The 15,342-nt window shown below is 71.1% G+C and carries 15 protein-coding genes; 7 read left to right on the top strand and 8 right to left on the bottom strand.

Annotation, left to right across the window (positions count from 1 at the left end; all coding sequences use genetic code 11):
* Positions 1 to 173: 173 nt before the first annotated feature.
* Together ACFWVV_RS22525 and ACFWVV_RS22520 are read right to left on the bottom strand one after the other, a co-directional pair.
* Positions 174 to 2,117 (bottom strand): threonine/serine exporter ThrE family protein, encoded by a 1,944-nt coding sequence (locus tag ACFWVV_RS22525; protein WP_384353825.1) that lies wholly within the window; start codon positions 2,115 to 2,117, stop codon positions 174 to 176.
* A gap of 206 nt (positions 2,118 to 2,323) precedes the next feature.
* Entirely contained in the window at positions 2,324 to 2,818 is a 495-nt protein-coding gene (locus ACFWVV_RS22520; RefSeq protein WP_185034151.1) for an inorganic diphosphatase, read from the bottom strand.
* Between the two features lie 181 nt (positions 2,819 to 2,999).
* On the opposite strand from ACFWVV_RS22520, the gene dacB reads away from it, so the two are divergent.
* From dacB to folE, 6 genes are all read left to right on the top strand, one after another.
* On the top strand, positions 3,000 to 4,430 hold the full coding sequence (gene dacB / locus ACFWVV_RS22515) for a D-alanyl-D-alanine carboxypeptidase/D-alanyl-D-alanine-endopeptidase (RefSeq protein WP_384353823.1): 1,431 nt from the start codon (positions 3,000 to 3,002) through the stop codon (positions 4,428 to 4,430).
* 95 nt (positions 4,431 to 4,525) lie between these two features.
* Positions 4,526 to 5,656: a zinc-dependent metalloprotease gene (locus tag ACFWVV_RS22510; RefSeq protein ID WP_384353821.1), complete on the top strand. Its 1,131-nt coding sequence runs from the start codon at positions 4,526 to 4,528 to the stop codon at positions 5,654 to 5,656.
* Between the two features lie 187 nt (positions 5,657 to 5,843).
* Complete coding sequence (gene tilS, locus ACFWVV_RS22505) at positions 5,844 to 6,878, top strand: tRNA lysidine(34) synthetase TilS (RefSeq protein WP_384353819.1); 1,035 nt, start codon at positions 5,844 to 5,846, stop codon at positions 6,876 to 6,878.
* A 15-nt stretch (positions 6,879 to 6,893) separates the two neighbouring features.
* A complete protein-coding gene (hpt, locus tag ACFWVV_RS22500) occupies positions 6,894 to 7,454 on the top strand; it encodes a hypoxanthine phosphoribosyltransferase (RefSeq protein ID WP_384353969.1) in 561 nt (186 codons plus the stop codon).
* A 208-nt stretch (positions 7,455 to 7,662) separates the two neighbouring features.
* A complete protein-coding gene (ftsH, locus tag ACFWVV_RS22495) occupies positions 7,663 to 9,696 on the top strand; it encodes an ATP-dependent zinc metalloprotease FtsH (RefSeq protein WP_384353817.1) in 2,034 nt (677 codons plus the stop codon).
* Between the two features lie 121 nt (positions 9,697 to 9,817).
* Positions 9,818 to 10,423, top strand: a complete 606-nt coding sequence (gene folE, locus ACFWVV_RS22490; RefSeq protein WP_384353967.1) for a GTP cyclohydrolase I FolE — start codon at positions 9,818 to 9,820, stop codon at positions 10,421 to 10,423.
* Between the two features lie 52 nt (positions 10,424 to 10,475).
* On the opposite strand, the gene ACFWVV_RS22485 is transcribed toward folE, so the two are convergent.
* The 6 genes from ACFWVV_RS22485 to ACFWVV_RS22460 form a co-directional block, all read right to left on the bottom strand.
* Complete coding sequence (locus ACFWVV_RS22485; protein ID WP_384353815.1) at positions 10,476 to 10,955, bottom strand: DUF3180 family protein; 480 nt, start codon at positions 10,953 to 10,955, stop codon at positions 10,476 to 10,478.
* Positions 10,956 to 11,006: 51 nt separating this feature from the next.
* Positions 11,007 to 11,606, bottom strand: coding sequence for a 2-amino-4-hydroxy-6-hydroxymethyldihydropteridine diphosphokinase (gene folK / locus ACFWVV_RS22480; RefSeq protein WP_384353813.1), 600 nt, complete (start codon positions 11,604 to 11,606; stop codon positions 11,007 to 11,009).
* A complete protein-coding gene (folB, locus tag ACFWVV_RS22475) occupies positions 11,603 to 11,962 on the bottom strand; it encodes a dihydroneopterin aldolase (protein ID WP_384353811.1) in 360 nt (119 codons plus the stop codon). Before folB ends, folK begins: the two co-directional genes overlap by 4 nt.
* 179 nt (positions 11,963 to 12,141) lie before the next feature.
* On the bottom strand, positions 12,142 to 12,597 hold the full coding sequence (locus ACFWVV_RS22470) for a nuclear transport factor 2 family protein (protein ID WP_384353809.1): 456 nt from the start codon (positions 12,595 to 12,597) through the stop codon (positions 12,142 to 12,144).
* On the bottom strand, positions 12,594 to 13,475 hold the full coding sequence (gene folP, locus ACFWVV_RS22465) for a dihydropteroate synthase (protein WP_384353807.1): 882 nt from the start codon (positions 13,473 to 13,475) through the stop codon (positions 12,594 to 12,596). The genes ACFWVV_RS22470 and folP overlap by 4 nt, the downstream gene beginning before the upstream one ends.
* A gap of 203 nt (positions 13,476 to 13,678) precedes the next feature.
* Complete coding sequence (locus tag ACFWVV_RS22460; RefSeq protein ID WP_384353805.1) at positions 13,679 to 14,146, bottom strand: MarR family winged helix-turn-helix transcriptional regulator; 468 nt, start codon at positions 14,144 to 14,146, stop codon at positions 13,679 to 13,681.
* 111 nt (positions 14,147 to 14,257) lie between these two features.
* Between ACFWVV_RS22460 and ACFWVV_RS22455 the strand changes: the two genes are divergently transcribed.
* Positions 14,258 to 15,184: an NADP-dependent oxidoreductase gene (locus ACFWVV_RS22455; RefSeq protein ID WP_384353803.1), complete on the top strand. Its 927-nt coding sequence runs from the start codon at positions 14,258 to 14,260 to the stop codon at positions 15,182 to 15,184.
* The last annotated feature ends 158 nt before the right edge of the window (positions 15,185 to 15,342 follow it).

Here is a 15,342-nt window from a genome sequence, read left to right as displayed (position 1 = left end):
CCCACACCCCCCCAAACACCCCCCCCCAGCGCGCCCTACCCCCAATGCGGTCCCGGGCCACACCGCCAGGGGGGGCCGGGGACACACGTCCCGGCCGCCCCTTCGCCGTACTCCCGCAAGTCCGGGCACGTCCGTGACAGCCCCTGGAAGCGTCTTGGAGCCCGCGCAGGCCCCTAGAAGCCACGCGTCCGCTTCGCCGCCCGGCGGCTTCCGCCGTCCCGCGCGCCCGGCATCCGCAGGAACAGCCGGGAGATCTCGCCACCCAGGTTCACCCCGATCGCGATGGCCAGCGCGATCGCCGCCGCCTTGGACAGCGAGGCGAGCCCGGTGTTCACATCGTTCTGGGCGATGCCGAGCAGACCGTAGTACGTCGACGAACCGGGCAGCAGCGGCCCGATCGCCGCCGTCACGTACGGCAGCGCGGACGCGTACTGGTACCGCGAGAAGAGCTGTCCGAAGAGCCCGACCAGGCCCGCGGCGACGGCGGTGGAGGCGACCGCCGAGATGTTGCCGGTGGTGTTCATCGCGCCGAAGACGATCCAGGCGACACCGCCGTTCAGCGCCACCATGATCACGGTGCTGCGCTCCTGCTGGAGCAGGATCGCGAACGCGAAGCACAGGGCGATCGACGCGAGGATCTGGATCACCGGCCGTGGCTGGACGTGCATCGTGGCGTCCGGGTGCAGGTTCGGGTTCAGCCCCGCGCCCACGTACAGCACGATCAGCACGCCCAGCACGATCGCGATGAAGAAGTACATGACTTCGAGCAGCCGGGCCGCGGCGGTGATGTAGTAGCCGGTCAGCCCGTCCTGCACGCCGGCCACCAGCGCACGTCCGGGCAGCAGGGCGAAGAGCCCACCGGTGATCACGGCGGACGGCAGAATTCCGCCCACCACGTTGTTCGGTACGAAGGCGAGCCCGACACCCATCGCGGCGGGCGGCATCGCCGCGGCCACGAACTGGTAGAACTCCGGCAGCCCGCGCCCCGCGCACAGCCACGCCAGCCGGTCGCCCAGGATCGCCCCGAGCGCCGCCGCGAGGAACACGATGACCCCACCGCCGACCAGCACCGATGCCGAACCGGCCAGCAGCCCGCTGGCACCGGACAGCGCCCAGCCCGGATACGGGTGCCGGTTTCGCCGGATCTCCGCGAGGCGGCGGTACGCCTCCTCCAGGGTGACGTCGATCTCCTCGGCGGTGATGTCCGCGATCAGCCGGTAGACACCCGCCAGCCGGGTGTAGTCGGTGCCCCGGCGCCGCACCGTACGGCTGGCCGTGACCGGGTCGTCGATGAGGGAGGGCTGGTACGAGATGGACAGCAGCGTGAACGTGACGGTCGGCTCGCACCGGTCGAGCCCGTAGGCCCGGCACACCGCGAACATCGCCGCCTCGACGTCCTCGGCGCCCTCGCCGCCCGCGAGCAGCAGCTCGCCGATGCGCAGCGTCAGGTCGAGCACGCGGGGGACGGCAGGCCCGGAGTCCTCTTCGTCACCGTGCCGCTGCACGCTGTCCGGTACGGGCCGGTCCCCGACCGGCATCCGCAACAGGGTCCGCATCCGGTCCTGCCACGGCGCCTCCTTGGTCAGCTTGACCATCGGTATGCCGTGCGCGGGAGTGAAGGCCTGCGGGGAGTGCCTGGCGCTGTACGTCCGGGACGTCTCCACCCCTTTCCGCTTCTGGGCGGCGGTCCTGGGGGCGTGGAAGGCGGAACCTTCCTGCGCCGCGGGCGTCTCGGGCGTCAGGCCCTGCGGAAGGGCGAATTCCGAGGTCTGGTGCTCCTCCTCGGCCGAAGGAGCGGTACGCAGCCCCTGCGGAAGCGCGAATTCCGAGGTCACCGACTGGTCCTCGTCGACACTCACCACCGGGATGGCCTGGGTGGCTCCGACGCCGGAGGTGGTGCTGGACCGGAACGCACTGCGCGCCTCGTCCGACCGCGGCTTGCGGTCCTCGGGCGCCCTGTCCGGCTCCGGCGTACGGTCCTCGGGCTCCTTGCCCGGCCGCGGCGTACGGTCCTTGGGCTCCTTGCCCGGCTGCGGCCGCGGCGTACGGTCCTCGGAATCCCCGTTCCCGGGGCCGCCCCTGCGACCGCCCTTGCTGCCGCCCTGCGCCTCCGCCACCACTCGCCTCGCTCCCGCCACTTCAGTCCGTGAAACTGCGCCTGCCCAGTATGTTCACGGATCCACGCCCCCCGCCCCGTGGGCCGGTCCGCCTCCACCGCACCCATGCGAACGGGCGGCCACCCCCTCGAAGAAGGAGGTGCCGCCCGTCGCACGGACTGTTCAGTGTGGGCGCGGTCAGTGCGCGCCGCTCAGTGTGTGCGCGGTCAGTGCGCGCCGCCCTGCGCCTCGAGGCGCTTGTACGAGGCCTCGATCTCGGCCTCGGCCTCGGTGCGGCCGACCCAGTCCGCGCCCTCGACCGACTTGCCCGGCTCCAGGTCCTTGTAGACCTCGAAGAAGTGCTGGATCTCCAGGCGGTCGAACTCCGACACGTGGTGGATGTCGCGCAGGTGCTCCACCCGTGGGTCCGACGCCGGGACGCACAGCAGCTTGTCGTCGCCGCCGGCCTCGTCGGTCATGCGGAACATGCCGATGGCGCGGCACTTGATGACGCAGCCGGGGAAGGTGGGCTCGTCGAGGATGACCAGCGCGTCCAGCGGGTCGCCGTCCTCGCCGAGGGTGTTCTCGACGAATCCGTAGTCCGCGGGGTAGCTGGTCGAGGTGAAGAGCCGACGGTCCAGACGGATCCGGCCGGTCTCGTGGTCGACCTCGTACTTGTTCCGCGAACCCTTCGGAATCTCGATGGTGACGTCGAACTCCACGGGTGGCTCCTCCATGATCAAACACAGTTTCTGGGAAATCCGCGTCCCCCCGAAGGAAACCGACCCCCGGGACCCCGGCCGAATGGGCCGGATGTGCCCCGCCAGGTGCTCTGCTCGCGCAAGACGCAGTGGTTAAGTGTCCCTCACGCAGACCTGTGATCGCGAAAGGGGCTGGTCCGCAGTGCCCAAGCTCAGAACCTGGCAGCTCACGGCGGGCTCCGCCGTGGCCGGACTGGCACTGGCTGCCGGTGCGGTGGCCGTGGCGGGGCCCTGGGACTCCGGTCAGCGTAAGGCCGAGCGGGAGCTGGCAGCCGCACAGGACCGCACGGGTGGCGCACATCACGCGACCCCGCGCCCGGATGCGGGCGAACCGGACCCCGCCCCCAGCGCCCCCGGCGTCCTCGGCGCGCTCGGCGCCGCCGCACCCGACGGCGGCGGTGACCGCCCCGAGGAGTCCCGCCGCCTCCGGGAGACCCTCGGGCCGCTCCTCGACAGCGCCGCACTCGGCGGACTGCGTACCGCCTCCGTCATGGACGCGACCACCGGCAAGCAGCTGTACGGGCGCGGCGAACGCACCGCGATGACCCCCGCATCCACCGTCAAGATCGCCACCGCGGTCGCCGCGCTGTCCGCGCTCGGCCCCGACCACCGCATCGCCACCACCGTCCTGGCCTCCCCCGACACCAAGGGGATCGTCCTCAAGGGCGGCGGCGACCCCACGCTGGACAAGGACGACCTGCGCGCCCTCGCGGCCGACACCGCCCGCGCGCTGCGCGACCGCGGCGCGGGCCCCGTCTCCCTCTCCTACGACACGACGCTCTACAGCGGCCCCGAGATCCACCCCATCGGCGCGGGCAACGAGAACCTCGCCCGGGTCACCCCGCTGATGGTCGACGAGGGCCGCACCGACGGCACCCGCAGCGGCATCGGCGACCGCACCCCCGACCCGGCGGGCGACGCGGCCCGCGCCTTCGCCGCCGAGCTCCGCGCCCTGGGCGTCGAGCAGGCCGGCGACCCGGTCGCCCGGAAGGCGCCCGCCGACGCGGCCCCGGTGGCCAAGGCCCTCTCCGCACCCCTCTCCGCCCTGGTCGAGCGCACCCTCACGCACAGCGACAACGACATCGCCGAGGCCCTGGCCCGGCAGACGGCGCTGGCGGCGGGCGAGGAAGCGAGCTTCGCGGGCGCAGGCAAGGCGGTGCACGACGAACTGGCCGGCCTGGAACTTCCCGCACCGGGCCTGCTGGACGGCGCCCACTTCGCCGACGGCAGCGGCCTCGACCGCAACGACCGGGTGTCCGCGGAACTCCTCACCGCGCTCCTCACCCACGCGGCGGACCCGGCCCACCCCGAACTCCGCCCGGTCCTGACCGGCCTCCCTGTGGCCGGCTTCAGCGGCACCCTGCAGACCCGCTACGCGGGGGACGCCAGGGGCGCCGGCCTTGTCCGCGCCAAGACGGGCACCCTGAGCCACCTCAACACCCTCGCCGGAACCGTCGTCACCGAGGACGGCCGCCTCCTCGCCTTCGCCTTCCTGGCCGGCGACACCTCCGCCCCCGGTCCCGCCCAGAAGGCCCTGGACACCCTCGCCTCCACCCTGGCCGCCACCCCCTGATCCGGCGCCGGGCCGCGACACCCCCGCACGGACGCGCCCGAACCCGCTGCTCCGAGCCCCCTCCCCGCACGCCGCCGACAACGTACGGTTGACGCATGACGAGCATCGGTGGTGCGGAGATGGTCGACTGGAAGCTCGCGGTGGCAACCGCGACTCGACTCGTGAGGCCGGGTCCCGAGATCAGTCGGGACGAGGCCCGGGCCGTCGTCGCGGAGCTGCGCAGGCACGCCAAGGCGTCCGAGGAACACGTCCGGGCCTTCACCCGGATGATCCCCGAAGGAACCGAGCCACCGGACACCCCCGTCCTGGTCGTGGACCGGGCCGGCTGGGTCAAGGCCAACGTCGAGGGTTTCAGGGAGCTGCTCAAACCGCTCCTGGGCAAGATGAAGGAGCGGCGCGGATCGTCCCCGGGCGGAGCCGTCCTCGGCGCGGTCGGCGGCAAGGTCACCGGCGTCGAGGTCGGCATGCTGCTGTCGTTCCTGTCCTCGCGCGTCCTGGGCCAGTACGAGACCTTCGCCCCGTCGAGCCGTGACCTCCCCGCCGGGGAGAACGGCGGCGGCAGGCTCCTGCTCGTCGCACCCAACATCGTGCACGTCGAGCGCGAACTCGAAGTGGACCCGCACGACTTCCGGCTCTGGGTCTGCCTGCACGAGGAGACCCACCGCACCCAGTTCACCGCGGTGCCCTGGCTGCGCGCCCACCTGGAGGGAGAGATCCAGGCGTTCCTCGCGGAGACCGACGTCGACGCGATGACGATCCTGGAGCGCTTCCGCGAAGCCGCCCAGGCCTTCGCGGGCAGCCGCCCCGACGGCGAGGAGGGCGAGGACGGACGCAGCCTCGTCGAACTGGTGCAGACCCCCGCCCAGCGCGAGATCCTCGGCCGGCTGACCGCCGTGATGTCCCTGCTCGAAGGCCACGCCGACTACGTGATGGACGGGGTCGGCCCGCAGGTCGTGCCGTCCGTCGCCGAGATCAGGGAGAAGTTCCAGCAGCGCCGTGCCAAGGGCGCCAGCCGGCTGGACCTCGCCCTGCGCAAGCTGCTCGGCATGGACGCCAAGCTGCGGCAGTACAAGGACGGCGAGCGGTTCGTACGGGCGGTCGTCGACGAGGTCGGGATGGACGGCTTCAACCGGATCTGGACCTCGCCCAACACGCTGCCCACCAAGGCGGAGATCGCCAAACCGGCGGACTGGGTCGCGCGGGTGCACCGTAAGGGAGAAGCGTGATCCCGGTGCGCGCGACGGCAGGAACGGTAAGGCAAACGCCCTCTAAATCACCCATCCGAGGGACCGTAAGCGCTGGGTAGGCGTGCAATGCTCGGGTAACCGCTCGTTTCTGTCACCATCTACGCACTCTCCGTGACAGAGACGCCTCCCTCCCGAGGCACCCCAACTCCACCGAAGGGCACCGGACATGGGTCCCCATCCTGCGGTCGCAGCGATACGCCTGGCGGTCCGCCGCGTACTCCACGACGTACTGAACGACCATCACCGCGCCGGCCACCAGCGCACCGGCCGGCCGCGCACGGACGGGGGCTCCCCGCTCGTGCTCGTGGCGTGCTCCGGCGGCGCCGACTCCATGGCGCTCGCCTCCGCCCTCGCCTTCGAGGCGCCCAAGCTGGGCATCCGGGCGGGCGGCGTCACCGTCGACCACAACCTCCAGGCGGGCTCCGCCACCCGCGCCGGCGAGGTCGTCACCCGGATGACCACCCTGGGGCTGGCCCCCGCCGAGGCCGTCGCGGTGACCGTCGGCCGGGCCGGCGGACCCGAGGCCGCCGCCCGCGACGCCAGGTACGCGGCGCTGGACGGCGCGGCCCTGCGGCACGGCGCCGCCGCGATCCTCCTCGGGCACACCCGCGACGACCAGGCCGAGACCGTCCTCCTGGGCCTCGCCCGCGGCTCCGGCACCCGCTCGCTCTCCGGAATGGCGGCCGTCTCGGGGGCGGCCGGGCGTTACCGCCGTCCCTTCCTCCAGCTCGACCGGCAGACCGCCCGCAAGGCCTGCATGGTCCAGGCGCTGCCCGTCTGGGACGACCCGCACAACAGCGACCCCGCCTACACCCGCTCCCGGCTCCGTCAGGAGGGCCTGCCCGCGCTGGAGAAGGCACTGGGCAAGGGAGTCGTCGAGGCCCTCGCCCGTACGGCCCAGCTCTCCCGCGACGACGCGGACGCCCTCGACCACTGGGCCGCCGAGGCCGCCACCTCCGTACGGGACGCCACCGGGCGGCTGGAGTGCGCGAAGCTCTACGCGCTGCCGCCCGCGGTGCGCCGCCGGGTGCTGCGCCGGGCCGTCGTGGAAGCCGGTTCGCCCGCCGGATCGCTCTTCGCCCGGCACATCGAGGAGGTCGACCGGCTGATCACCGGATGGCGCGGTCAGGGAGCCATCAACCTCCCCGGCCGGGTGGAGGCTCAGCGGCAGGGTGGCAGACTGGTCATTCGGCAGGGCTGAAGTTCTACGAAAGTGATGCGGGTGGACGCGAACGACATGGGCACCGACCTCAAGTCGGTGCTCATCACCAAGGAAGAGATCGACGCGAAGCTGGCCGAGCTGGCCGCGAAGATCGACGCGGAGTACGCGGGCAAGGACCTGCTCATCGTCGGTGTCCTCAAGGGCGCCGTGATGGTGATGGCGGACCTGGCGCGTGCGCTGTCCACCCCGGTCACGATGGACTGGATGGCGGTGTCGTCGTACGGCGCGGGCACCCAGTCCTCCGGCGTGGTCCGGATCCTCAAGGACCTGGACACCGACATCAAGGGCAAGCACGTCCTGATCGTCGAGGACATCATCGACTCCGGTCTGACGCTGTCGTGGCTGCTGTCGAACCTGGGCTCCCGCGAGCCGGCCTCCCTCAACGTGTGCACGCTGCTGCGCAAGCCGGAGGCGGCAAAGGTGGCCATCGACGTGAAGTGGGTCGGTTTCGACATTCCGAACGAGTTCGTCGTCGGATACGGCCTGGATTACGCCGAGAAGTACCGCAACCTCCCCTTCGTCGGGACCCTCGCGCCCCACGTCTACGGCGGCTGAACCGCTTCGGAGGGTCCGTACGGGCCTTCCGGCGCACTACCGGGGAACCCTCGCGCCGTTCCCGCCGTTGGAGCAGGGGAAGGCAGGTTTGTCAGCCGTCCCCTGCGGTCGCGGGTGACAATGCTGGGGTACCGTCCGAAGAACAGTCTTTTATTCAGCGGCATTTACCTACGGGCAGGAGGGACGGGGCGCAGTTCGCCCCGTATGGATGGACGTGAAGCGATACTTCCGTGGGCCGGTCATGTGGATCGTGCTGGCCGTCCTCGCCGTGGTCGTGCTGATGCAGGTCGTCGGCTCGTCTGGCGGCTACAAGACGGTCGACACCGGCAAGGTCATCCAGGCGATCGACAAGGACCAGGTCGATCAGGTCAAACTGACCACCGGTGACGAACAGATCATCAAGGTGCAGCTGAAGGGCGACCAGAAGGTCTCCGACAGCTCCAAGATCCAGGCGAGCTACATCGGGGACCAGGGCTCCAAGCTCGCCGCGAAGCTCGACCAGAAGTACGAGGCGGGCAAGATCAAGGACGGTTACACCGTCTCGCCGACGAAGCAGAACGCCTTCGTCGGGATCCTGCTCTCCCTGCTGCCCTTCGTCCTCATCGTCGTCGTCTTCCTGTTCCTGATGAATCAGATGCAGGGCGGCGGCTCCCGGGTCATGCAGTTCGGGAAGTCCAAGGCGAAGCTCATCACCAAGGACACCCCGAAGACGACCTTCGCCGATGTGGCCGGGTCCGACGAGGCGGTCGAGGAACTCCACGAGATCAAGGAGTTCCTCCAGGAGCCGGCGAAGTTCCAGGCGGTCGGCGCCAAGATCCCCAAGGGTGTGCTGCTCTACGGCCCGCCCGGCACCGGCAAGACGCTGCTGGCGCGCGCCGTCGCGGGCGAGGCAGGAGTGCCGTTCTACTCCATCTCGGGTTCCGACTTCGTCGAGATGTTCGTGGGTGTCGGCGCCTCGCGTGTCCGTGACCTCTTCGAGCAGGCCAAGGCGAACGCCCCGGCGATCGTCTTCGTCGACGAGATCGACGCCGTCGGCCGCCACCGCGGCGCCGGCATGGGCGGCGGTCACGACGAGCGCGAGCAGACGCTCAACCAGCTGCTCGTCGAGATGGACGGCTTCGACGTGAAGGGCGGCGTCATCCTGATCGCCGCCACCAACCGCCCGGACATCCTCGACCCGGCGCTGCTGCGCCCGGGCCGTTTCGACCGACAGATCGCGGTCGACCGTCCGGACATGCAGGGCCGTCTGGAGATCCTCAAGGTCCACCAGAAGGGCAAGCCGGTCGCCCCGGACGTCGACCTGAGCGCCGTGGCCCGCCGTACGCCCGGCTTCACGGGTGCGGACCTGGCGAACGTGCTGAACGAGGCTGCGCTGCTCACCGCGCGCAGCAATCTGAAGCTGGTCGACAACCACATGCTCGACGAGGCGATCGACCGCGTCGTGGCGGGCCCGCAGAAGCGGACCCGGATCATGTCCGAGAAGGAAAAGAAGATCACCGCGTACCACGAGGGCGGACACGCCCTGGTCGCGGCGGCGCTGCCGAACTCGGACCCGGTCCACAAGATCACGATCCTGTCGCGCGGCCGGGCCCTGGGTTACACCATGGTCCTGCCCGAAGAGGACAAGTACTCGACCACGCGCAACGAGATGCTCGACCAGCTGGCGTACATGCTGGGCGGGCGCGCGGCCGAGGAGCTCGTCTTCCACGACCCCACGACCGGCGCTGCGAACGACATCGAGAAGGCCACAGGTACGGCCCGCGCGATGGTCACGCAGTACGGCATGACCGAGCGCCTCGGCGCGATCAAGTTCGGCGGCGACAACACCGAGCCCTTCCTGGGCCGGGACATGACGCACCAGCGCGACTACTCGGAAGAGGTCGCCGCGCTCGTCGACGAAGAGGTCAAGAAGCTCATCGAGACCGCGCACAACGAGGCGTGGGAGATCCTTGTCGAGAACCGCGACGTTCTCGACAACCTGGTGCTGGCCCTCCTGGAGAAGGAGACGCTGAACAAGGAGCAGATCGCCGAGGTCTTCCAGCCGATCGTGAAGCGCCCGGCACGTCCCGCGTGGACCGGTTCCTCGCGGCGCACGCCGTCGACCCGTCCTCCGGTGCTCTCGCCGAAGGAACTGGCGCTGACCAACGGTGCGGCCAACGGGGTGACGCCCGCGATCACCTCGGTGACCAAGGACGCCACCCAGGGCGAAGCCGTCCCCGAGGAGCGCCCGGAGAACAGCTGAGAAATTCCGTCACCGGGTTCGCACCCGGCCCGGAATGGATGCCGCGACCCCCAGGTTTTAGCCTGGGGGTCGCGGCATTTTCCGTATGCCTGCGCAGGTGAACCACAGGAACGAGGCACTGATGACCGATCCGGTGACGCTGGACGGCGAGGGCTCCATCGGCGTGTTCGATGAGAAGCGGGCCGAGAACGCGGTGCGGGAGCTCCTCATCGCGGTCGGGGAGGACCCCGACCGCGAGGGCCTGCGGGCGACTCCTGGGCGGGTGGCGCGGGCGTACAAGGAGATATACGCGGGCCTGTGGCAGAAGCCGGAGGACGTGCTGACGACCACGTTCGACCTGGGCCACGACGAGATGGTGCTGGTGAAGGACATCGAAGTGATGTCGAGCTGTGAGCACCACCTGGTCCCGTTCCACGGCGTCGCGCACGTCGGGTACATCCCGTCCGCCGACGGCAAGATCACCGGTCTGTCGAAGCTGGCGCGGCTGGTGGACGTCTTCGCGCGCCGCCCTCAGGTGCAGGAGCGGCTGACGACCCAGGTCGCCGACTCGCTGATGGAGATCCTGGAGCCGCGCGGCGTGATCGTCGTGGTGGAGTGCGAGCACATGTGCATGACGATGCGCGGGGTGCGCAAGCCCGGGGCCAAGACGATCACCTCCGCCGTCCGGGGGCAGCTGCGGGACCCGGCGACGCGTGCGGAGGCCATGAGTCTCATCATCGCCCGCTGAGCCCCGCCCGGAAGGGCTCCCGCTGAGCCTCGCCCGGAAGGCTGGGGGCGCGTCAGGCCGGGGTGGGGGAGGCGGCGTCGTCCTCCGGGAGGCGCAGGACGCGCTGGAGGAAGAAGGCGGCGGCGATGACGGCCCAGGCGGCCAGTACCGAGAAGCCCGAGTAGAGGGCCTGGGTGCCCCGCAGCGGGAGGTCCAGGCCGTCCAGCAGCAGGTGGACGCCCAGGCCGCCGTAGACGCCCGCGGCGAGGGCCGCGACCAGCGCGCTGGCCTGGCCGAAGACCACCGCCCTGGCCGCGAGCAGCGGGTCGACGCCCTTGGCGCCGGGCTGCCGCTCGCGCTGGGCGCGCAGCCGGGCCCGCAGGGCCAGTGCCGTGGCGAGCAGGACCGCGGCGATGAGGGCGAGCACGACCGGGGCCGCGACCGGCACCCCGGGCAGGGTGCCGACCGAGGCCCAGAGCCGGGCAGCCGCCCAGGACAGCACGCCCGACACGGCGAATACGCCGGCCAGGACCCCGAGCCGTAGTTCCTTCACGAGGTTCCGTTCTCCGTCGGGTAGTGGGCCGCTTCCATGCTCGTACAACGCCTATTCGGGCAGCCGGAGTTCCAGGTCCGTGCGGGGGAGCACGCCGTCGGTGGGGGTGGCGGTCAGGAGGTCGGCGACCGGGCCGCGGCCCGGGACGACGGCCTCGGGGTCCAGGTCGTGCCACGGGGCGAGCACGAAGCCGCGCTCGTGGGCGCGCGGGTGCGGAAGGGTCAGGACCGGGTCGTCGGAGACGACGTCGGCGTAGGACACGATGTCGACGTCGATCGTGCGCGGCCCCCAGCGCTCCTCGCGGACCCGGTCGAAGGCCTCCTCGATGGCCTGGCCGCGCTCCAGGAGCGAGGACGGCGGCAGGGTGGTCTTCACCAGGATCACCGCGTTGAAGTAGGACGGCTGGGAGCCCGGGTCGACGCCCCACGGCTCCGTCTCGTACACCGGGGAGACCGCCTTGACCCGGATCCCGGGGGTGTCCTCCAGGAGGTCCACGGCGCCCTGCAGGGTCTCCAGCCGGTTGCCCAGGTTGCTGCCGAGGGCGACGACCGCCCACTTGGGGTTGGACAGCGTGATGTCGGCGGCGTCCACCTGCTGCGTCACGGAGGCGGGCACCGGCTGGACGGTGGGGTCGCTCTGCATCGGGTTCATCCACGGCTCCGGGTGATGGTGATGGTCACGTCGTCGAAGGGGACGGTGATCGGGGCATCCGGCTTGTGGACGCGCACCTCGACCTCGTCGACCCCGTCGTGCTTGAGACACTGCTGGGCGATCCGCTCGGCGAGCGTCTCGATCAGGTTGACCGGCTCGCCCTGCACGACCTCCACGACCTCCTCCGCGATCACGCCGTAGTGGACGGTCTTCGTCAGGTCGTCGTCGGCGGCGGCGGGACGGGTGTCCAAGCCGAGCACGATGTCCACGATGAAGGTCTGGCCCTCTTCGCGTTCCCTCGGGAACACGCCGTGGTGCCCACGGGCCTTGAGGCCGCGCAGCGCGACACGATCCACGCGAATCACTCCTGCTGTTCGTAGTCGAAGGGCTCGGTGCCGCATGCGGGCGACGCCTCACCTGGGTCCGAATCTACCTGCGGGCACCGACAGTCCCCGCCCGCGGGGCCGCGCACGCTACCGAAAGGAACCTGTGCACAGGGTCCTTCCGAGGCGCTTCTTCCAAGGCCCCTACCCATTCAGGAGGAGGAATCGTCGTCCTCGTCGTCCTCGTCCGCGTCGGCCAGTACGGGGGAGCCGTGGTGCGCCCACAGCCGCCAGCCGTCCGGGGTGCGACGGAACACATTGGTGGCCACCACCAGCTGGCCCACCAGCGGCCCCAGCTCCCCGCTCTCCTCGGCGGGACCGCCGCTGAGGATGTTCTCGGTGCAGGTGGCCAGGGCGGTGTCGCCCATGACCGAGACCTTGACGTCGGTGAGGAAGAACTGGATGTAGTCGGTGTGCGCCATGATCAGCGCGTACGACCGCAGCACCTCGCCGCGTCCGGAGAGCACCGGCCAGCCGGGGTGCACGCAGGAGATGTCGTCGTCGAGCCAGAGCGCGGAGAGTTCCTCGAAGTCGCCGCGCTCCAGGCACTCGTAGAAGGCGGTGTTGGCCAGTTCGACCTGGTCGGCGTCGGTGCCGCGGGGCGTCACTTGGCGCCTGCCACGGCACGAGCGACCCGGACCGCGTCCGCGGTGGCCCGTACCTCGTGGACCCGGACCGCCCAGGCGCCCTCGTGGGCGGCGATCGCGGAGACGGCGGCGGTGGCGGCGTCCCGTTCCCTGGCCGGCGGCGGGGCGGCGCCGGCCTGGGCCAGTACGTGGCCCAGGAAGCGTTTGCGGGAGGCGGCCACCAGCAGCGGGTGGCCCAGGGCGCGCAGGTCACCGAGGCGGGCGAGGAGGGCGAGGTCGTGTTCGGCCCGCTTGGCGAAGCCCAGGCCCGGGTCGACGACCAGCCGCCCGGGGGCGACGCCGCCCGAGACGACCGCGTCCACGCGCGCGCGCAGTTCGGCGAGCACCTCGGCGACCACGTCGTCGTACACCGCGAGGCTGTTCATGTTCTCGCTGAAGCCGCGCCAGTGCATCACCACGAAGGGGACCTGGGCGGCGGCGACCGCGGGGATCATGCCGGGGTCCGCGAGGCCGCCGCTGACGTCGTTGACCAGCACCGCACCGGCGGCGACGGCCTGCTCGGCGACGGCGGCACGCATGGTGTCCACGGAGACGGTGACGCCCTCGGAGGCCAGGCCGCGCACCACGGGGACGACCCGCTTGAGCTCCTCGTCGGCGTCCACCCGGCTCGCACCCGGGCGGGTGGACTCGCCGCCCACGTCGACCAGGTCCGCACCCTCCGCAACCAGGGCGAGACCGCGCTTGACGGCGGCGGCGGTGTCGAACCAGCGGCCGCCGTCGGAGAAGGAGTCCGGCGTCACATTCACGACGCCCATGACCGCGCAGCGGTCCCACTGCGGCAGTCCGTCCGGCAGTCCTTCCGGCGGTCCTTGTGCGGGGCGCGTGCGCAACGTACTCATACGACCAGCCTAGGGTCTGTCCGGCGTATCAGGTCGTACGGAGTGACCTGCGACTTCTCGGTGCTGCTGAGCGGGGCATGGTGCGTGCAGATGCAAGGCGGAGGATTGAGGCATGGCGGAGCCATGGCGATTGACGACAACGCCGCAGATGTGCGTGCCAGGACCCGCAACCGCGACAAGATCCGCCGGACAGGCCCCAGGCGTCAGCAGGTGCTCTCCGGACCTTCCGTGCCGCGCGGGAAAACCCGGTCGAGAAGTGCGTACAAAGCGCTGCGCTCGCCGGCGTCCAGGGTGTGCAGGCCGCCGAGAGTGCTGTGCATGCGGGCCCGGATGGTGTCGATGGTCTGCTCGCCGAGTTCGGTCAGGACGACGTTCTTGACGCGGCGGTCGGTGGCACTGGGTTCGCGGCGCACCAGCTCCCGCTTCTCCAGCCGGTCCACGATCCCGGTGATGTTGGAGGCGTCGCAGGCCAGGGTGTTGGCGAGGGCGCGCATCGGGGCAGGAGAGCCACGCAGCACGCTGAGCGCCTTGGCCTGGCTGGCGGTGAGCCCGGCGGTGGCGGCGGCGACGGTGAAGTCGCCGTAGTAGAGCCCGAAGGACGAGGCCAGCCGTTCTATGAGCTCGGCCGTCGTGGGGGCCGTCCCGGGGGGCGGAGGAGTGGTGGCTGCCATGACACGCAGTGTACGCCGGAAAACTTGACCATCTCAACCATTGAGGTTTACGGTCGAAGGGAATTGCTTGAGATTGTCCATCTTTGAGATCCACGACTGGAGTGTTCCGCCATGAAGGCCATCTCGTACCGCGCATACGGCAGCCCCGACGCCCTGGAGTACGGCGAGCGGCCCATGCCCAAGCTCGGCCCCGACTCCGTCCTCGTCAAGGTCCGCGCCGCCTCGGTGAACCCGGTCGACTGGAAGGTCCTCGGCGGCTACCTCGACGGCGCGCTGGACGCGGTCTTCCCGGTGGTGCCGGGCTGGGACGTGGCGGGGGTCGTCGAGCAGGCGGGCGCCTCGGTGACCGAGTTCGCAGCCGGTGACGAGGTCATCGGGTACGTGCGCGAGGACTTCGTCTCGCGCGGCACCTTCGCGGAGTACGTCGCGGCCCCGGTCCGCACCCTGGCCCGCAAGCCGGCCTCGATGAGCTTCGAGGAGGCGGCCGGGCTGCCGCTGGCCGGGCTCACCGCCTACCAGGCGCTGCACCGCAGCCTGAAGGTGCGCGCGGGCGAGACGGTGCTGGTGCACGCGGCGGCGGGCGGTGTGGGCTCGCTGGCCGTACAGATCGCGAAGGCGCACGGTGCGCGGGTCATCGGGACCGCGAGCGAGCGCAACCACGACTACCTCCGGTCGCTGGGCGCCGAGCCGGTGACGTACGGGGACGGGCTGGCCGAGCGGGTGCGCGCGCTGGCACCCAAGGGTGTGGACGCGGTGCTCGACCTGGTCGGCGGCGAGGCGCTCCAGGCATCGCCGCAGCTGCTCGCCGAGGGCGGGCGGCTGGCGTCCATCGCGGACGGCGCGGTGAAGGAGCTCGGGGGCGACTACGTCTTCGTACGGCCCGACGCGCCGGACCTGACGGCGCTGGGCGAGCTGGTGGAGCGGGGAGAGCTCAAGGTCGAGGTGGCGTCGGTGTACCCGCTGGAGAAGGCCGCGGACGCCTTCCGGGAGAGCATGGGCGGGCACACCCGGGGCAAGATCGCGATCAGCGTCGCCTGACGGGCGCACAGCAGAACCTGACGGGCGCACAGCAGAAGCGGGCCGCCACCGCCGGCGGGGGGCGCAGGACGGTGGGCGGCCGCCCCCCCGCCGGCGGCGCCCGGGGGCCGGGGGGGCTCTAAACCAGAGCGGAGGAGTGGGCAGCAAAAAAAACCAGC

Origin of the sequence: Streptomyces sp. NPDC058663 (genome assembly GCF_042716745.1) — a bacterium.
Classification (GTDB): Bacteria; Actinomycetota; Actinomycetes; order Streptomycetales; family Streptomycetaceae; genus Streptomyces.
Note: the sequence above shows the minus strand (reverse complement) of the source record. Positions and strands in the feature narration are given on the sequence as shown.